Genomic DNA, 19178 nt, shown 5'->3' with positions numbered 1-19178 from the left:
CCTTACTGGGCTATATGCCGAAGAACCGGCACCCGTCCTATGGATCACACTCTCATCGGACCGTTTCTTGCCCGTACAGCGAGGCAACTCTGCTTGGTTAAGGCTCATGCGTCTGAAAGATTTGGCGCGGCCCAGCACATCGGGTTTCCCCTGAGCACCTTAAACACCGTCGCGTCAGGGGCGAGGACATAACGAAGTCTCCGTATGCGCGTTCCAGCGTAGTACGCATCCGCTAGGTGATCGCCGGATCGGGCAGACCGGCGAAATCGTCTTCCATCCATGTACAGTGTGGCATCTCGCAATCGCTCTGACCTGGTAGCCGTTGGAAGAACGTCGTGTTACCGACACGTCCTGTTAGATTTGTCAGATGAGCGACGCAAGGCGTTTTGGGCGAGTGCTTACTTTGCCGCTGCAGACCTTGAATAGCCTGCTCAAGATGCTCTTTGCGATTGCTTGAACTCGTCTGGCACGACTTTTGTTGCGTACCTTAGGCAGGAAAAACAGCTGCCTGACACCCTGTCCAAATCGATGCCCCGGGGGAGCAAACCAACATGCGAAGTCCTAGCCAATCGTTTTCCATCATCAAAACAGAATGGCGAATACCGGGATCTCTAGCCGCGTGTCCACGTTTGTTGACCGCCTCGAAGCGGTAGGCGAGGCCATGGCGCAAACCCATAATGGCAATGCAGTGCACTGGAAAGTCGGCGTTTACGACAGGGTAGCGACAGGCAACCAGCGTGCCATGATGCTCGGCGACGGCATCGAATTGCGGATTTTCCCCAAGGTTTGGCTCAAGCAGAGCGACAAGGAGAGTGAGGCAAGGAGTGCCGTCCAAGCGGCCACGGTCGAGAACCTGCGCGAGCATCGGATTCGGCTGCGCGATCCGCATCCATTTTTCGACGTGTTGAAGATTTTGAACCCCCAAGCGCATCGCGCCTCGAACCAATGTGCTTGACCCGAATTTCCATCTGCATCTCAAGACAACACGACCGCGAGCTCTGGGCCGTGCGCAAACCAAAATCGGACGGCCATGTGGACGTCGTTTGAAGCGTATGGCCCCGACGAAGCATTATCATCCAGCTATTCAGTGCTCGCCGTGCAGGCTGAGGCGAGCGCAGCGACCGGCGTTTTTAACCGAGAGCCTGCCGCGTATCCCAATCCCCACAGCCGCATGAGGTAACACCGATGCTTCCTGATTTTTATCTTCGCTCGTCGCTCGCGCCGGTGCTGTGCGTACTGCTCACCACAGCGCTGCCAGCCGAGGCCGGCGATGCCAAACCTGTTTCGCCGACCACCGCCCCGACTCCAGGCTTCGTTACCAAGCTCGCCGAGGGGCTTTGCGAGGGTTTGCGTTCAAGGGCGCGTTTCCCTGAGTTAAACCCCCAGCGGGGCGCAAATAACGGTCCGGCGCGGCAGCTTCCGTTGCAAGGGGCGTCCTCCAATGAATTCTCAATCACCCTGGAACTGGATGGCTGTGAGGAAAAAAACAGCATGAAAACCGATTCTAGCCTTCATCAATGGAGAGAACGGCCGCCATATGTATCCGCGAGAAAGCCGGTTCAGGAGGCCGTCTCGGTGGATGTCAAGCCTAGAGAAGCCCTCAGAGCACTATAACTACGAGTGAGCTCGTTGCGTCGGAGATGGCCCGATGTGATTGGATGATTGAGTGCAAGCTGAGCAGGAGAACGCAGGTCGCCATCACCAATGTGCCCTTGGCGACTTGGCGGTGAAGCAAGATGAGATTGATCCATATGTCCTGCCTGTGATCTCGCGCGTGCCCTGGAGGAGGTCGGCCGCCGGCAGGCATTGCTGAGCTCGTTGCAGCGGCGTTTCGGCGATCGCATCACCATTGAAAGGGGAAGCTGGACTGCATCTCGTCATTTGGTTCAACGAATTGTCGAGATCAGGCGAAGCGGTGCTGGCTGAAACGGCTCGTCACGCCGGGCTGGGCGTGCATCCGATCTCGCCGCTATATTGCCTAACCTCGCGGGCAGACGCGCCTAACCAATACCGGGCTTGTCATGGGAGTGGGCAACTCGCGAGAGCGACACAAGTCGATGTTTCTGTCTTAGCTGCTGCGCGTTCCTGGTGATGTTTGCCAGCTTTGGCGATGACTTCGTGCAGCATCATCTCCACACCCTTGTCGATCTGCCGGATGCTCAGGCGAAATAATCATGAGGCGGCTCATGGTCGGTAGCAATACGCGCCTCGCGCGGGGCTTTTCTGAGGTTCATGGGGAGGGTGGTCTTGCGCTATCTCCGCTCACGCCCGCTGCCGGTGCAGGGGCTCTATTTCGCACCGCCACCCGGCGCGGCGCAAGGCCGTCCGGAGCTCCGCACCTGAACGTCTGGTGTCGTGAACCATTGCACGTCGATCTGGGCTGTTTCTGGTCCTCGTGTCGCTGATCCAGATCACGTCGAATGGGCGTCTTTGGTCGACTTGTCAGCCTGCGAGATTGATGGGAGCTGGCCGAGCCATCATGAGGCTTTCTTCCCGTCGACTCGCATCGGGTACAAGCGTAAAAAGCATTGGCACCCCCCGGCATGAAATGGAAGAATTCGAGACGTTCTTGCTCGTCTGATGAGTGCATGTCGAAGAGTACCTACGAGTGCGGTCAACAAAGTGCGCCATATCTATATTCGCTTAGCGAGGGGTCCGCGATCGATGAACGGGTTGACGAGGGCCTCCAGGAGACGGAGGACTCCTGGGACCAGAACCTGTTGCACACGGCCCAGGGCAACGGCTATCGCGACCAGGAGGGGAAGCTACTTCCCAAGTTTTCTCGAACCGGGCCGGTTGGCCGAGGCGAGGCCAGCCCGTTCCGGTCTGGCCAGTGATGGTCAGGTTTCATGCGCCGTTCGGCTAAAGCGCAAAGGCTGTCCGCGAATTACTGGAAACACCGTGACGGGATGAGCCAAAAAAGTCTCTGATGCAGGCATCGAAGCAATGACGTCGCCTGGTGAGAAATGCTTCGGTCTCGCTTGAGGTACAGAGGCTGGCTGACCGAAATACGGGGCCATCCTGCTCGTAATCACCCGAGATGCTTGTTGAACGGTTCGTCCGCGGCTAGGTGCCCCTCAGACGAGTGGACGGCTGGATATGGCTCGCAAGGAGCATCAGGTACTAGAGGCGGTGTGTCCGGTAGGATCGACATCCTCTTCGGGAATGTCGTCGAACGACGAGTAGTTCAGATCGTAGAGTTTGGAATAGAGCCCGCCCCTCGCCATCAGCTTGCCATGGTTGCCGCTCTCAAGAAGCTGGCCATTCTGAAGCACGATAATGCGATCGGCACCACGGATTGTGGCGAGACGGTGGGCGATGACAAGTGCAGTCCGGCCTTCGAGGAGCTTTCGGAGAGCCTTTTGGATCACCATTTCCGTGTAGCTGTCGATGCTGGCGGTGGCCTCGTCTAGAACAAGGATCTTGGCGTCGGCGACGAGAGCGCGGGCGAAACTGACAAGCTGGCGCTGGCCGAGAGAAAGATTGCCGCCGCGTTCGCCGAGTTGAGTTTCATACCTGCCGGGAAGGCTCATGATGAAATCGTGGGCTCCGACTACCTTGGCCGCCCCGATCACTTTGTCCCGTGTAGCTTCCGTCTTGTGGTAGCGGATGTTCTCGAAGATCGTCCCGGTAAACAGAAACGGCTCCTGCAGCACCATGGCGATCTGGTTGCCGAGGGAGTCCTGTGTGAGATCGCGCACATCATGTCCGCCGACCATCACTTGGCCTTGCTGAGCTTCATAGAAACGGTGGACGAGGGCCATCGCGCTCGATTTGCCAGAGCCGGTCGGTCCGACTAATGCGACCGTCTCGCCGGGATTGACCCGGAAGGAGACGTTTTTCAGCACCGGATGGTTGGGCTCGTAGCCGAACGTAACGTTCCTGAACTCGACCGAGCAGTCAACTTCCGGCGAAAGGACCCTCGCATCTGGCTTGTCCTGGACTTCGACCTTGACGTCGAGCACATCGATCAGGCGCTTGCCGGAGGCCATCGCGCGCTGCATGACCGAATACTGCAGGGTAAGGGAGCGAATTGGATCAAAGAAGCGTTGAATATAGAATATGTATGCCACCAATACGCCTACACCGATGCGGCCATTCATAATCATGGAGCCGCCGACCACAATAACGACCGCCATGGCGAGACCGGTGAGGCCATCGACGATCGGGACCATGACCTGTGCATACCTGGCAGCAGTCAGGTGAGTCCTGAGATCGGCACGTGCCTTTTCGTCATACAATACGAAGTTTACGCACTGGCGGTCCATGGACTGGACGGTGCGCACGCCCTGAATCGCTTCGGCCAATGCGCCGTTGACGACTGAATTGGTCTCCTGCGCAGCCATGAAGGCTTCGCGAGCACGCGGCAGCCACACGATTCGAATAATCAACAGGGCCGGTAAGACCGAAAGCGTCAGAAAGCCGAGGCTGAAGTTGACCGACAGCATTACGAAAATGATGCCGAAGAGAAGCGCAATGTCGCCTACGGAGTAGATCGAGTTTTCGAGAAATTCGTGGATAGAGTTGACGTCGCCCTGAAGGCGAGACATCAGGCGTCCTACCTCGGTCCTGTCCATGAAGGAGAGCGATACCTTCTGCAGATGGGCAAACATGGCGCGGCGGATGTCGAAAAGGACGTTCTCGGCCATTTTCCCTACCACGGTTTCCAGCGCGTACGCCGCGCCGAAATAAACCAGAATGGCAAGCGCAAACGCGACTGCGGCCTCAAGCAGGGCGGAGGCATCAGCGCCTGCCGGGGTTATGGCGTGGTCGATGGCGTAGCGGATGATCAGCGGGATGAGAAGCTGCGTGCCAGTGAAAATTAGCAATGCGGCAAGTGAGACGCCCGCCATGGTTCGGTAGGGATGAACGAAGGCCCATATGCGGCGAATGATGTTCTTGTCGAAAGCTCGGCCAAAGATCTCCTCCTCGATGCGAGGGGACCCGACGACCGCGCGCGGAGGACGCCTACCGCTATCATTCGGTTCGATTTTGAGCTCGTCGGCGTGCTGCTTGGCCATCAGGGCGCACCTCCAAACGTGGCCGCAAAGTCATGTCCAGGGCGCAACTGAAGATCATAAAGGGCCTTATAGCGTCCTCGCTTGGCCAAAAGCTCTTGATGAGTGCCGCGTTCCACGATCTCGCCGTTGTCGACAAACAGGATCTGGCTGGCGTGCTTGAGGGAACTCAGCCGGTGCGCGATAATGATTGTCACCCTATCTTTGGCGAAATGCCCTATCGCCGCGCGGATGCGCTGCTCTGTGGCGGCGTCGATCGCGGCCGTTGAGTCGTCGAAAACGACGATTGAGGGGCGCAACATCATCGTGCGAGCTATGGTGAGACGCTGACGCTGCCCACCAGAGAGAGATCCACCACGTTCGCCAACGACCGTCTTGTAGCCCGCGGGCAGGCCAAGGATGTAATTGTGCAACTGGGCGGCTTCGCTGGCGTGTTCAATCCGCTGTTCCTTCGCCCAGGGGTCGCCATAAGCGATGTTGTTCTCGATCGTGGTGGTGAACAGGTATGCATCCTGCTGTACGATGGCGACCGCCTTGCGAAGCGTAGCCAAGGTCACCCCGCGGACGTCCTGCCCGTCAAGCATGATGGTGCCGCCAGTGACGTCATAAAAGCGAGGAATTAAGTGAGCGATTGTCGATTTTCCCGAACCCGGCGGACCCACGATCGCGATCGTCTCGCCCCTATGGGCGCTAAACGTGATGTTCTTCAGAATAACGCGGTTTTCGGCGCCGGGATATGCAAACGAGACATTGTCGAACCGCAGGGTGCCTTCGCCGATTTCGAGTGGTCTTGCACCGGAAGCATCCCTTATCGTGGTGTCCTGGTCGAGCAGACCGAAGACGCGCGAACCGCAAGTGTAAGCGCGGGCGAAGCCGTTCACCATCAGCCCGATCTGGCGGACGGGCATTTGCAGTATGGTCATGAACGTCAGGAACATCGTGAGAGTGCCAACGCTGATCTGGCCGGCGATGAGCTTGTTGCAACCGATCCAGAGGACCAACCCCATGGCGAAAAAGAAGGCCAGGGTCATTGCCGACGTATTGGTCACGTAAACGTTAACCTGCTCGTGGGCGAGTTTGAGCGCATTTTTCGAGGCGCGGTCGAACTTTACCATTTCATAGGCTTGCGCCGAAAACGCCCGGACAACGCGGATGCCTGCGAGATTTTCCTCCATCACGCGACCCAAGACGGAAAGCCGCTCCTGCAGATCCAGCCAGATGGCACGTAGCTTGAGCTGTGTGACCGACGACCGCCAGGCCACGAAAGGCATGAAGCTCAGGGCGATGAGACCGAGCACCGGGTCGGTAGAAATCATCATGCAGGCGCCGATCCCAATCAGCATGATGAGCATAAGCAACCGAACCAGAGCGGTGGAAAAATACATGCGCACGCCGTCGAGATCGAGAATGCCGAGAGTGATCAGGTCGGCTGAATGCACCCGGTCGTGAAAGGAAAAGCTCAGGCGCTGGACTTTCTCATAACAAGCCAGTCGCAGTTCGTACGCGGCGTGATGCCCGACGGCTTCGGCAAAATAGTTTTGCGCCATGGTGAAGAGGCCGCGCAGCAAACTCGCTACCAGCAGCAGGAGAGCCAGAATCCAGAGCTTTTGTTCTGCAGCTTTCCCCGTGAGATCCCTCCCGATTGCCACCTGGGTCTGGTCGACAGCCCAGCCGAGAAGCCACGGAATTAGCAACTGCAGGACCACGGCTATGATGGTCGAACCGATAGCAAGTGCGACCTGCCACGGGTGCCTCAAATTGATGCGCGTAATGCGCAGTAGTATGTTTAAGCCCCGACCCCACCCGGCCGCTTTCAAATGCGCGGAAGATTTGAGAAGGGTAGTGCCAACAGCATCACTGCCCACAGAATGTCCCCGACTGAATTTTGTGCCTTCGGAACCGAGCCGGTCGACTCACACCAAAGACGCCCTCCAAGGTGATCCGGGCCGCCATCGGCTCAAGACGCTGATCCGGCGAGTTGTGCGACGGCTTCGCTCGCTGGCATGTCGATCACCGTGATTCCGCTTGCCGCCAGGAAACGGGCTTCGTTTCTTGTCAGCGTTTGACCATCCATGATCGCGTAACGGGGGCCTCCCGAGCGCTTCATGATCTGCCTGGCGTAAGTGCGCAGCATTTGATCGTTGAAGCGGCAGCCAACGAAGAAAAACCCTCGGTGGACACGTCGTTCCTTGACCACGTGAGGAATGGGCGTCTGGATATCGATCTCAGTCAGGGCTTCGACATAATCGGAATCGGCGATGAGGAAATTTCCGGCCGGCCTGATACTGCCGTGAGGCGCATAGAGAACCGTCTCTGTCGCTGCTCCGGCCTCAAGCTCCCTTCCGAACAAGTCGTAGGTTCTGGTCCAGATGTCGCGAACTTCGTTCGCCCGCGTGACGCCTTGTATCTCGGCGACGTCGGTTCGCCCGGCCTCAGCCAGCGCCGCCCTCATGGCGCCTTCGTACCAGCTGTCGATGATGAGCGAGAGCGGGAGCTTTGCGAGCCAGTTGTGGAGGAGGGTCGGCGTCGTCGGCCCCGCGAATATATCTGTCATCCAGGTTTGAAGTGTGCGGCGATGCCGGCGCTGCTCGATGAATTGCGCGACGGACCACATGTTGGTGCGGATCTTCGAGGGGGCCGGCGCCCGCGTATTGAGTGCGGCGGCGACGGCCTCCGGGGTACACGGTACAGGCGACTCCCCTGAGCTTAGCCGGAGGAGACCCGGACCGAGATATGGGATCACCTGATCCGAGACAAGCGCTTGTCTAGCCAGCTCAAGCAGCTTTCGGGCGAAACTGTCCCGCACGACGACGAGGTGGCCGGAGGTCGGGATCGTGTTCATGCTCTTTTCCTCTTGATCCTCTCATCGAGGGGTAGCATCAGTCCTCGCTGGGAAGCTTCCTTGCCTCGACGGTGATTGGCAGGCGCGTATGTGGCGGAAGATCGGGTAGGAGGAGCCGCCACCCGTTCCTGAGCGTTACGACCCCGCCCCAGAGGCCTTGGTTCTCGAATTTGATGATCGGCTCTTCGAGGTCCTTTTTGGGGACATACGCCGACAGCCCCGAATCGATCCTGCGGATCATTACTTTCATCCGGCCGTTCCTTGTTTGGCGTTTTCTTCGGCGTTGAAGAGAGGGTCGGGTTTGTCGAGGCTCATCAATTCACGCGCTCGCATGCCCACGACCGTCCCGCGGTCGATCCATTCGACTGCGTAGATGAAGAACTGCTGGAGAAAAGTGCCGACGTCGCGCACATAACCGTCTTCGCCCTTGCGCACGAGATTTTCGCCGATCTCCCTGCCAGGATAGGTGCCGTCATTCCTAACGTGACGAGTCGCACGAACCCGCTCTCCCGGCTGAAATTGAGGAGGTCTGCGGACTTCCACCTCCTGTTCGCGTGCAAGCCACATGGCGGATCCTTGGTTCTCTTTGGCCACTGTCATTGATGAGGCGCGCAGGCATTCCCCCGGAGCAGCCAGTTGTGCGGGTAACCAGTGGACTCAGGCAGGAACGCAGGTCTTCGGCACAGGACACACCGAAGCACATTGCTGCGTTTCGAAAGTTCCCTCGCATTCGGTGCACTTCTGCAGCTCGACCACGTAGCTCTCGCCTTTGAACTTGATCGCACCCGAGGGACACTCGAATTCGCAGGCGCCGCATTGTGTGCATTGGGATGCGATGATCTTGAAAGCCATTTTGACTCCTGATTCGAGTAGTGAGATAGGTCAGGCCGTTGCCGCGCGTGCCGGGACGCCGAACTCGGCGGCGTAAATCACGCCGATTGCCGTTTCGATGTAGTCATGGCCGTAAGCGTCGGTTGCTCGGATACCGGCGGCCGCGAGCTGATCCTTGGGGCAATCTCCGATTTTGACGCAAAGCACGAAGTCTACGCCTTCCAGCGCGGCGATGACCCCGTCGAGAGTGGCGTTCTCGCCCCAACCCCCGAGGCAATACTGCTCAACCTTGCGGTGACCGACAAAGTTGATCCCCCGCGCCGAGGCTTCATACATCTGGAATTCCTTGGCATGGCCGAAGTGTTCGTTGACGCGACCGCCGCCTTTAGTCGCCACCCCGATGAGAAGGGACTTTCCGGAACTCGATGTCTTCACCACTCCGATCGCTTCGCTCCTGGCCGCCAGGTGATCGCGGCGCTCGTCCGCGACCAACCCACGGTAGGCTTCGCGTTTGCTGGCATCGTAGGTGAGCTCACCGGGGATGTGGTCGAGCGTGAATTCCTGGCCACGATCCTCACCCAGCAGGCCGACGGCATCTGCCCGGCACTGCCGGCAGTGGCGCATCAACTTGGCGCCGCCTTCGAGACGATCCTGAAGAGCCTTCATCTCCATTGCATTTGGGCCACGCTGCCCAGTCAATCCATAGTGGGTGCCGTGCGCCGGGTCCGAGATCAGAGGCATGACGTTATGGAGGAACGCGCCGCGCTGCTTGACCCACTTGTTCACCTCAATCAGGTGCTGGTCATTCACTCCGGGTATCATGACCGAATTGATTTTGGTGAGGATGCCGCGTGCGCTGAGCATCTCCAACCCGAGCATCTGCCGCTCGTGCAGGATACTGGCGCCTTCGACGCCGCAATAGCGGCGGTGACCGTAAAAGATCCAGGGATAGATTTTCGCACCGATTTCCGGATCGACCATGTTGATTGTGATCGTCACGTGATCGACATTCATGTCGGCAAGCTCGTCGACATGTTCCGGCAGCGCGAGCCCGTTCGTGGAGACGCAAAGCCTGAGGTCGGGGATTTCCCTGACTACGCGTTCGAACGTGGCCTTCGTCTTCTCCCAGTCGTAGCAGGCATCACCCGGCCCGGCGATGCCAAGCACCGAAAGCTGCGGCACCTCATTGGCGACCGCGATCACCTTGCGGACTGCCTGATCGGGCGTCAGTCTTTCCGAGACAACCCCGGGCCGGCTTTCGTTGGCGCAGTCATATTTGCGATTGCAGTAGTTACACTGGACATTGCAGGCCGGAGCGACAGCGACGTGCATACGCGCGAAATAGTGGTGCGCCTCTTCTGAAAAGCACGGGTGGTCCTTGATCTTGCCCCAGATGGCCGGATCCACATCGTCCAGCCCTGTCGACGCTCCGCAGGGGGAAGATGCGCAGCCATCCGACTTGGCGCTCACCAGCAACTGGTCCGAGACCCTCGCGCCGGTCAGGCTCTCAACTGAAGTAGCCGGTGCGGCCATTGAACGGCTCCGTTACGGGTTAATGTCGCCGTTCGAAGCGCAAGAGCGATGCCAACTGAAAAGGTGGCGCTAGCTCACCCAATTGGCTTCGCCGTCGGATATCATGGAGTTGCTCCGACATAGCTTGTCGGACTTCTTACAGGGGCACACTTAGAACGTGAGGAAGACGACTGCGGCCGGACAATCAGTTCAAGAAAGACAACATCCTCGTCGGAAGACCGTCGGCAGCTGTGCCGAGGGCGATCACGCGCGTCGACCGCTCAGCCGGCCCTCGGCCAGGCGCATTCGTCCGTGGTGAAGTTGGCACTGCTCAACTGGGTCTGAAGGGTTCCGATTCAGGAGGGTGGGGAACTCCTTTCTGCGATCGGCAAGACGCAGATGTATGAAGGGGGTGTGACAGCATCACACGCTCGCGCAACTTCGGCCTGGGCTCCGACACAGTTCGCGCAGCTGTCGCTGGGTTCTCGTTCTTCACGTCATGAGAATGCTAAAATTTCTTCACCTCGATGCCGTGTCGGCGCAAAGCGTATCCGACTTGTCGCGGCGTGACGCCGAGGACACGGGCGGCCTTGGCCTGAACCCAGCCGACCTTCTCCATCACATCGATCAGCCGGTCGCGTTCCGTCAGGCGCGGGCCTATTGGGGGGAGAGCGGAATCCTCCTTTGCAGGGTCGGCAGTATGGGGTCGCACGTTGTCCTGCGGGGCGCCGAAACGCCCGCCCGGCATCGCCAATCCGCCGGGCATCATAGTGCTTCGAAAGCGCTGGTTGCCGGGATTGCCGCTGTGCAAATGATCAGCTCTTTTCCAAAGGAGCCAAGACAGGCATTGGTTATTGTTGCAGGCAAAATCCGATGCAGTGATTGTCCTCGAGGGCGCTAAAGTGGCCGTCCTTTGTACGCAGTTCTCCAATTCGCGGACGTTACCAGGGAAGTAGCATTGCGAGATAAACTCGAGCGCCGACGGCGAGAAGGCGAGTTCGAGATGGTTCTCCTTGTTGAATCGTTTGAGGAAGGCGTTCGCAAGGCGAGGAATGTCCCCCGGCCGCTCCCTGAGCGGAGGCAGGATGATTGGCACCACATTGATGCGAAAATAGAGGTCGGCCCTGAAATCCCCGTTTACGACAGCCGACTCGAGATCCCTGTTGGTGGCGCATATGAGTCGCACGTCGACCTGCAGCGTCTTGCTACCGCCGACACGCTCCAGTTCGCCTTCCTGCAAGACGCGCAACAGCTTGGCTTGGAAGGCAGGCGAGATCTCGCCGATTTCGTCCAGCAGCAGCGTTCCCCCGTTTGCCAGTTCAAAACGGCCGGCGCGCTGGGAAATTGCCCCTGTGAAGGCACCTTTTTCATGTCCGAAAAGCTCCGACTCCAGAACGCTTTCCGACAGTGCGGCGCAGTTCAACTTGACGAAAGACTTCGTCCGCCGGCGCGAGAGCTTGTGAATGGCTTGCGCAAAAAACTCCTTGCCCGTGCCGCTTTCGCCCCTCAGAAGCACGGTGGAATTCGTCCTTGCTACAATGGAGACGGTTTTGAGCACCTGCTTGAGTGCGGGGCTCTCCCCGATGATCCCATCCATCTTGACAGGCGCGTGCGCGACGGGGCCGGTCCGGTCCTCGTTGGACGAATTCTCCGCAGGCCAGTGCTCATCGACGCGCCGCTCACGATCGGCAGTCAAGGCGCGATGCAGGCGAATAGCCCGGCCGACGAGGTCGGCAACCATCGTCAGGAAGCAGATGTCCTCATCGTAGCGGGACCCGTAGTCGTTGTCTCTTACGATCGACAACGTCCCAAGGACCCTGTCCTCGGCCTTAACCGGGACGCCGATAAAGGCCATCGGGAGGGGATTGACGCCAGGACGAGTTTGAAGGTCGCTCTGAAAAAACTCGGACGTCCTGAGGTCCGCGATGACGAGCCGCGTGCCCGTTGCGAGGATTTGATTTATTGCGGCCTTTGGTATGATGGGGTGAGTGCCTGCGCTGCCTGCACTCGCAGCGATCTCCGGCTCACCTTCAGAGCCGAGGACAAAGATTGCTCCATAACGCAGTTGGAGGAAGGACGGGAGAGTGCTCACGACGTTGGTGAGCGTAACCTCCAGCCGAGCGGGAGCCATCAGCGCCTTCGAGACCTCATAGATTCCCCTGTGCCAGTCATCTGCTTCGTTCCTCTCACTGGCGGGTTTGCGGAATGTGTCTCGACGTCCTGCTTCGTTGACCCGATCCGGGGATATGTGAGCCATGGAAAGACCTCAGCGGTTGTGGTCAGGGGTGCTCCTCCCAAGCGCCTTTTCATCAGTTCAGGACGTTCACTCCCTCCGCACTTGGCGCGATGGTGCCGGCAAGATTGCGCTTTGTCATAACTTTGGGAGTGCACAGCTGCCCTGAACCGGTGCCAAGGCCGATCATCCGAACTTGAAGAGCACGCCAAAGCCACCACGCGGATAGTTCCATTCGATCTCGCCGCTGGCCTCGCACAAAACGCGGCAGGTGCCGCACTCCATGCAGCCATCGGCGGTTATTTCGACCTGACCTTTGTCGTTCAGCTCATAGCATTTCGCGGGACAGACGTGGGTCAGTGCGAGCAGACTTGCGCTCGGTTGCTCGTGCGGCCGCACCTTTATATGCGCACGGCCGGGGTCCACTAAATAACGGTTCTGGTAAAGCTTGTCTTCGACACGTAATTTCGTCACCGGGTTCGTCATGTCGTCAGTGCCTCACCGCCACGCCAATGCCAAGCGAACCGCGTCGCTGATCAGCCCCCAGCGCGAGCGCGCCTTGATGAAAGCTGCCGTGGTCGCCTTTTCCTTCTCGATCTTTGGCGTGCCGTCGACACGCATGAAATTCTGCGCAGCTTGCGACATCAACCCAGGGTATGTCGTGAAGAAATTGGAGGCGTTCGTGTGGAGCAAAGCCGGCATGTCTTTGTATTTCCGCAGGTCTTTGATCACGAATGATTTGTCCAGCATTGCCTTGTAAAGGGCGAGGTTGCGCTTGGTCATAGGATCGTTGCGTCTCTTGACCTGGATGATAGCCTCCGCCGCCATGCGGCCCGAGGTCATGGCAAGGTTGGAGCCCTCGCGGTGAACGGCGTTGTTCAATTGCGCGGCATCGCCGACAACCACCCAGCCGTCGCCAAAGAGCTGCGGAATAGCCTTGTAGCCGCCTTCAGGAATGAGATGCGCCGCATATTCTTTCACCTCCGAACCGGCAATCAGCGGCCGGACCGAAGGATGGTTTTTGAATGCGTCGAGAAGGTCGTACGGGCTCTCCCTCTTGGCGGCGAAATCCGAGACGAGGCAGCCGATGCCCAGTGAGATCGATTCCTTGTTGGTATAGAGGAACCCGAGCCCGGCCATGCCGTGGGATATCGTGCCGACTGCCTCAATCACACAGCCTTCACCCCCTTTCACGCCGAACCGCTGCTCAATGACCTCTTCGGGCAGGAAATGCATTTCCTTGACTGCGAGCGCAACGGATTGCGGCTTCAGCATCTTGCGCAGGCCGCCCCGTGTCCCAAGCAGTCCGCAGACACCCTCTGCAAGAACAACCACGTCCGCGTAGATCACTCCGCCAGCCCGATCCGTGCGGACGCCGATCACCTTGCCCTTGCTGTCACGCACGAGGTCCGTCACCGTGGTCTCGCACAAAACGGTCGCACCGGCCTCCCGCACCCTGCGCGAAAACCATTTATCAAACTGGGCACGGATGATCGTATAGCGATTGGGCTTCACCTCGTTAAAATCGTCAGACCGGTAGTGAATTCCGGTGTGGGAGGTGTCGTCCATAACCCATAGCCGCTGTTCAACCAGGTGCCGCTCGAGAGGTGCATCATCGCGGAAATCCGGAATGATCTTCTCCAACATGTTCGCGTACATGATAGCACCCTGGACATTCTTAGAACCCGGATATTCACCTCGCTCCAACTGGAGCACATTCAAGCCGTCGCTTGCCATAGTGTAGGCGGCTGCGTTCCCGGCCATTCCGGCGCCGATGACAATGGCGTCGAACTCTTCCTTGATCATCTGCATCTGCCTTAGCTCGCAAGCTTGTCGCGACTGTGCGGTGACAGCCGCCGGGTGAAGGCCTCGATCAAAGCCGGCAGGAAGCGCACCGCGTCGGTGACGATCCCGAGGTGAGCGAAATCGAAAATCGGCGCGTTCGGGTCGGTGTTGATGGCCACGATAAGATCGGCTCCCTCAACTCCAACACGGTGCTGGATGGCGCCGGAAATGCCGGCCGCTATGTAAAGCTTTGGCCGGATTGTCTTGCCTGTTTGGCCGATCTGCCGATCGGCCGACATCCAGCCCTTTTGAACCAGCGGCCGCGAACAGCCGAATTCGGCGCCTATCACGCGCGCGAGACTCTTTATAAGCTGCAGGTTCTCCGCTCCGCCGAGACCAAGCCCTCCCGCAACCACCACGTCCGCATAGGCGAGATTGGCGATGCCCGACTGGCTATCCGGAAGGAATCCCAGCACCTTGGTGACGATGTCGTCCTCGGCGAGCGACAGCTTGTGCGGGATGACACGCCCGATCGCTCTGTCGGTCCGCTGCGGCATGGGCATGACCCTCGGTCGCACCGTCGCCATCTGCGGCCTGTAGTTGAGCGTGTAGATCGTGCATAGCAAGGAACCGCCAAAAGTCGGGCGGGTCGCGGCGAGCGAACCGTCAGCATCCACGTCGAGTTCGGTGCAGTCGGCGGTTAGTCCTGTCAGCAAGGTGGTTGCGACGGACCCGGCGAGGTCCCTGCCGAGCGTGGTTGCGCCCAGAAGCAGGATCTCGGGTTTGTAAGTATCAACCAGATCCGTCATCGCCTTGGTGAAAGGCTCATTGCGATAGTCGGCGAGCAGCGGCGCCTCAACGAGGTAGACGAGATCGGCGCCATAGGCGAAGGCCTCGGCGACTGCGTTCTGGGTGGCATCTCCCGGGGGTCCGAGCACAGCACCCGCGAGCTGGACGCCAAGTTCGTCCGCCAGCTTGCGGCCCTCGCCCAGCAGCTCGAAGGATACCGGGTGGACATGGCCGCGTTCGAGCTCGATGAAAACCCAGACATGCCGATAGTCCCTGAAGCGCTCGGGAAGCTCTTTCTTCATCCCGGCACGGCCGGGGGGCTGGCGAGGGGCGTCTGAGTTCGTGCTCGACATATGGTCTGCTCCTTGCCGTCACGCGCCCTCGAAGGCGAGTTCCGGTTCCAGCGCCGGCTGGCGGGTGAAGATTGCACCGATCAGTTCGTCGGCGACATTGCGCAGCGTCTTCTCCGCGGTCTCAATTTGCGCGGCCTTTTCCGACCGGGCGCTAGGGGCAAAAACGCGTTTGACGACCGTCGGCGAGCCACGCAAGCCGCATTTGGTGAGATCTTCAATGCCGGCCTCGGCCGCGCTCCATTTCACAATCTGGCTGCGCGCGGCGCAAAGCGCGTCTTCGATCGAGCCCCGGCGCATCTCGTTTGTGCCTTCCAGCATGGTGATGAGGCACGGCAGCCTGCTCTTCAGCTTCTGGGTGCCGCCCTCGCAGCGGCGCTCGACCGTGATCTCGCCTGCAGCAAGATCAATGGAGCCGATTTTCGCGACATAGGTGAGTTGGAGCAGATCGAGACGCTTGGCGATGCCGGGCCCCACCTGGGCGGTGTCGCCGTCGATCGTCTGTTTGCCCGTGAAGACCACGTCCGGCGTGCCGAACGTCTCCCCGATCTTCGCGATTGCCTGGGAAAGAGCAAAAGAGGTGGCCAGCGTGTCGGAACCGGCAAAGTAGCGGTCGGTCAAAAGCACCGCGCGATCGGCGCCGTAGCCGAGCGCCTTGCGCAGGGAGTCCTCGGCCATAGGTGGACCCATGGTCAGCACGGTGACCTCCCCACCATAGGCGTCGCGTAGCCTGAGTGCTTCTTCGAGGGCGAACAGATCGTAAGGGTTGATGATGGTCGGCACACCCTGGCGCATGATGGTGTTCGTCACCGGATGGACCCGTATCTGTGCTGAGTCCGGCACCTGCTTGATGCTGACGACGATATGCATTGGCGTTCTCTGCGTTATCCCGATGCGGGCTGGCGGTGCGCGTTCTTGTTTGCATCATTCGTGCCAGGCGTTTTGCGGGCGCCCGTGCCTTGTAATTCCATTGATCATTTCTGAAGCCTCCGGTTTTGACGTCCGAATTGTCGGATTGTCGACATTGTCGCGTCGCAACTATGTGGCTTATTCGCCAAACCGCTTCAGGACCAAGTCGAACGGAACGAATGTGCGGCCTGGCGTGTGAGGTTTGTCCGGATCATGGTCTTTGAGCACCTTGAAAACCCGCTGCGCGAGCGGCGAGGAAGCCGCGAACTCCTCGTAGGCGCGTTGCAGCATGGCGCGCACGCGCGCGGCAATCACCTGGTCGGGCAGGCCGGAGAAGTCTTCATCGGCAAGGTATTGGCCCACACGCTTGAGGATATGCAGCCGTGAGACATTGAGCACCTTCGGATCATACGTGACGCCAAGGACAGCGAAGAACTCCTCGGCGGATGACAAGCCTTTCAGGCGCTCGAGGATGTTGGTGACGTCGATGGGACTGTTGTCAGCGTAACAATTCATTGCATTCTCCCTTGTCGGAAACGGTGGTTCTGGTGCGTTCGTCGCACATTGGACATGAGGCCCCGAAGAAAGCCCCGTATCCGCAGTTTGATGACGAACGCGCTGGCAATCGCCTCGTCGACTCGACTGTCTATCCGGCGCCTGGCGCTCGGCTCGACCGAGGTCTGGCGCGAGCACCAGTGACAGGAGAGGCCGGACCCTTGAGCCGCTGGCGGCCGCGCGCCCGACATGCTCGATGAGCTGTAGCGCTGCTTCCCCCAAGCCAGCTTGGTGGCAGCTCCACATTTCCGATGGACGATAAATTGAAAGCCGCAGACGCCGCTCTCGAACGGACACATGGAGATCATGCGAGGTCATCTGGCACGATGCCCTGGGCCGCACCGAGACACTCCGTGCGACCACGGCGCAAATTGCTTCGAACCTGTCAGTCCCCATGATCGCGTGCCGATCTCCATCCAGGCAAGCCGGCTGCCGCAAGCAGGGCGGTCGCAAGCTTTCCGCCAACCTCGAGGCAACGCGGTGCCTGCTCGACCCCGCGCAGGGTGGCATCCTCGAGAACACCCGGCTGCTCACGAATGGACGCCGGTGCTTCTGCCGCTGAGACCTGGAACGCATTGGAGAGCCTATGCGCGGCTTCTATTCGACCCGGAACTGTGGGCGTGGCGCAGCTTCTCCACGATCGAAGGCAAGACCTCGAGCACCCGGTCCACGTCTTCTTGTCCGTTCTCACGCGCGAAAGAGAAGCGGACCGCCCCATGTGGCATTTCCATTGCCCCCAGGACATGGCTGGGCTCCGCACAGCCCGATGTGCAGGCGGACCCCGAGGAACAGATGATACCCTCGCGGTCTAGGAGATGCAGGATTCCCTGCCCTTCAATACGTTCGAAGGCGATGTTTGCGGTGTTCGGCAAACGCTCCAGGGGATCGCCGTTGACGAAGCTGTTTGGGACACGCTGGATAAGCCCGGTCTCCAGTCGGTCGCGGAGGCATTTTATCCGCGGGGTCTCGTCATCCATGAATTTCAAGGCAAGTTCGGCGGCCATGCCGAGCCCGACTATGCCGGGCGTGTTTTCGGTGCCCGCACGCCGGTCGCTCTCTTGGTGACCGCCCTTGATCAGAGCGTGGAACGGCACGCCGCGCTTGACGAAAAGTGCGCCTATCCCTTTTGGCCCATGAAATTTGTGGCCGGAGAGCGACAGCATGTCGATAGCGGTTGACTTCAGGTCGATCGGGAGCTTGCCGACTGCCTGCACTGCATCAGTGTGGAAAAGGGCGCCGACTTCCTTGGCCAATTCGGCGAACTTGGCGACGGGGAAGATCGTACCACTCTCGTTGTTGGCCCACATGATCGAGACGACCGCCACGTTTGGGGTAAGCGCGGCCCGGTAAGCGTCGACGTTCAGCCGGCCATGGCGGTCCACCGGGATCCTGTGCACCTTAGCGCGCCGCGTCTCCTCAAGATGAGCGCACAGGGTCAGCACAGCCGGATGTTCGACAGCGGAAGTCACGATCTCCGTTCGGTCCGGCATCACCTCGAGCGCCGAAAGAATGGCCGCATTGTCGCTTTCCGTTCCACCCGAGGTGAAGGTGATCTCATCATCGAACTGCGCGCCGATCAGCGCCTGCAACTGACGGCGCGCCTTTGCCAACGCAGCGCCGGCAAATGCCCCAAAACGGTGCGCCGACGAAGGGTTGCCGAATTGATCGGTAAGGAACGGCAACATCGCTTCAACGACCGCGGGATCGACCCGGGTCGTTGCGTTGTTGTCGAGATAGACAACTGTCATCGGGGGTCTCCCATCGAGCGGAATGCCGTTAAACGCGGCCTGATCGCATCGAGCCTGCGCCGTTGAGAGTGCGATCCAGAGTCTGCGCAAGTCTCCACAGATTGAACGCAGGCCCGGGACCAGGGCCACCGCCAAGCTCACCGAAGGCGCCCTCTCTCCTTCTTCGACGATCAGCCGAATGACTTGCCGCAGGAGCACTTTTCCCGAGCGTTAGGATTGTCGAAAACAAAGCCGGAGGATTCGAGACCCGTGATGAAGTCGACGGCCATGCCAGCGACATGCGGTTGGGAGTCGGCGTCAACAAACACCTTGATCCCATCTGTCTCGACAATGGCGTCGCCCTCGCGCGGGACGCTCTCAAGGCCCAATGAATATTTGAAGCCGGAGCAGCCGCCGGCCTCAACCATGATGCGAAAGCCGTCTGCGGGCTCACTAGCGGCGGACAGAGCGGTCTTGACGGCGGCAACGGCCTTGTCGGTGAGCGTGATCATGGCTCGTTTCTCCTCGATGCGGACGAATTGCGGATTACCGTGCATGGACCGTGCCAATGGGAAAAGCCGTTTTCGAACAGCGGACATCCCCAACACCCCCAGGAGTCCGCTTTCG

At 59.5% G+C, this 19178-nt stretch carries 17 protein-coding genes; 2 read left to right on the top strand and 15 right to left on the bottom strand.

Going from position 1 to position 19178, the window contains the following annotated elements; all coding sequences use genetic code 11:
* Positions 1-592: 592 nt before the first annotated feature.
* Together AC0NIL_RS29795 and AC0NIL_RS29790 are read left to right on the top strand one after the other, a co-directional pair.
* Positions 593-955, top strand: a complete 363-nt coding sequence (locus AC0NIL_RS29795; RefSeq protein WP_473573901.1) for a ChuX/HutX family heme-like substrate-binding protein — start codon at positions 593-595, stop codon at positions 953-955.
* Between the two features lie 230 nt (positions 956-1185).
* The gene (locus AC0NIL_RS29790; protein WP_473573902.1) at positions 1186-1614 is read left to right on the top strand and encodes a hypothetical protein; all 429 of its coding nucleotides are present in this window, start codon (positions 1186-1188) and stop codon (positions 1612-1614) included.
* 1502 nt (positions 1615-3116) lie between these two features.
* Here the strand turns inward: AC0NIL_RS29790 and AC0NIL_RS29785 are convergent.
* From AC0NIL_RS29785 to AC0NIL_RS29715, 15 genes are all read right to left on the bottom strand, one after another.
* Positions 3117-5021, bottom strand: a complete 1905-nt coding sequence (locus tag AC0NIL_RS29785; protein WP_473573903.1) for an ABC transporter ATP-binding protein — start codon at positions 5019-5021, stop codon at positions 3117-3119.
* Positions 5021-6883 (bottom strand): ABC transporter ATP-binding protein, encoded by a 1863-nt coding sequence (locus tag AC0NIL_RS29780; RefSeq protein WP_473573904.1) that lies wholly within the window; start codon positions 6881-6883, stop codon positions 5021-5023. The genes AC0NIL_RS29785 and AC0NIL_RS29780 overlap by 1 nt, the downstream gene beginning before the upstream one ends.
* 92 nt (positions 6884-6975) lie before the next feature.
* Positions 6976-7860: an SIR2 family NAD-dependent protein deacylase gene (locus AC0NIL_RS29775; RefSeq protein ID WP_473573905.1), complete on the bottom strand. Its 885-nt coding sequence runs from the start codon at positions 7858-7860 to the stop codon at positions 6976-6978.
* Positions 7861-7897: 37 nt separating this feature from the next.
* Positions 7898-8110: a putative nitrogen fixation protein NifT gene (nifT, locus tag AC0NIL_RS29770; RefSeq protein WP_473573906.1), complete on the bottom strand. Its 213-nt coding sequence runs from the start codon at positions 8108-8110 to the stop codon at positions 7898-7900.
* Entirely contained in the window at positions 8107-8427 is a 321-nt protein-coding gene (locus AC0NIL_RS29765) for a nitrogen fixation protein NifZ (RefSeq protein ID WP_473573907.1), read from the bottom strand. Before AC0NIL_RS29765 ends, nifT begins: the two co-directional genes overlap by 4 nt.
* 90 nt (positions 8428-8517) lie before the next feature.
* Entirely contained in the window at positions 8518-8712 is a 195-nt protein-coding gene (locus AC0NIL_RS29760; RefSeq protein WP_473573908.1) for a 4Fe-4S dicluster domain-containing protein, read from the bottom strand.
* Between the two features lie 30 nt (positions 8713-8742).
* The gene (gene nifB, locus AC0NIL_RS29755) at positions 8743-10224 is read right to left on the bottom strand and encodes a nitrogenase cofactor biosynthesis protein NifB (protein WP_473573909.1); all 1482 of its coding nucleotides are present in this window, start codon (positions 10222-10224) and stop codon (positions 8743-8745) included.
* Between the two features lie 487 nt (positions 10225-10711).
* Positions 10712-12460, bottom strand: a complete 1749-nt coding sequence (gene nifA / locus AC0NIL_RS29750) for a nif-specific transcriptional activator NifA (protein ID WP_473573910.1) — start codon at positions 12458-12460, stop codon at positions 10712-10714.
* 162 nt (positions 12461-12622) lie between these two features.
* Positions 12623-12922: a ferredoxin family protein gene (locus AC0NIL_RS29745; RefSeq protein ID WP_473573911.1), complete on the bottom strand. Its 300-nt coding sequence runs from the start codon at positions 12920-12922 to the stop codon at positions 12623-12625.
* Between the two features lie 12 nt (positions 12923-12934).
* On the bottom strand, positions 12935-14242 hold the full coding sequence (locus AC0NIL_RS29740) for an FAD-binding protein (protein WP_473573951.1): 1308 nt from the start codon (positions 14240-14242) through the stop codon (positions 12935-12937).
* A gap of 11 nt (positions 14243-14253) precedes the next feature.
* Complete coding sequence (locus AC0NIL_RS29735) at positions 14254-15363, bottom strand: electron transfer flavoprotein subunit alpha/FixB family protein (protein ID WP_473573912.1); 1110 nt, start codon at positions 15361-15363, stop codon at positions 14254-14256.
* 18 nt (positions 15364-15381) lie between these two features.
* Positions 15382-16230, bottom strand: coding sequence for an electron transfer flavoprotein subunit beta/FixA family protein (locus tag AC0NIL_RS29730; RefSeq protein WP_473573913.1), 849 nt, complete (start codon positions 16228-16230; stop codon positions 15382-15384).
* Positions 16231-16407: 177 nt separating this feature from the next.
* Positions 16408-16785 (bottom strand): nitrogenase stabilizing/protective protein NifW, encoded by a 378-nt coding sequence (gene nifW / locus AC0NIL_RS29725; RefSeq protein ID WP_473573914.1) that lies wholly within the window; start codon positions 16783-16785, stop codon positions 16408-16410.
* Between the two features lie 623 nt (positions 16786-17408).
* Positions 17409-18572: a cysteine desulfurase NifS gene (nifS, locus tag AC0NIL_RS29720; protein ID WP_473573915.1), complete on the bottom strand. Its 1164-nt coding sequence runs from the start codon at positions 18570-18572 to the stop codon at positions 17409-17411.
* Positions 18573-18742: 170 nt separating this feature from the next.
* Positions 18743-19063, bottom strand: coding sequence for a HesB/IscA family protein (locus AC0NIL_RS29715; protein ID WP_473467606.1), 321 nt, complete (start codon positions 19061-19063; stop codon positions 18743-18745).
* Between the last annotated feature and the right edge of the window lie 115 nt (positions 19064-19178).

This window comes from Mesorhizobium sp. WSM1343 (assembly GCF_055901535.1).
This window is presented reverse-complemented; position numbering and strand designations above follow the sequence as displayed.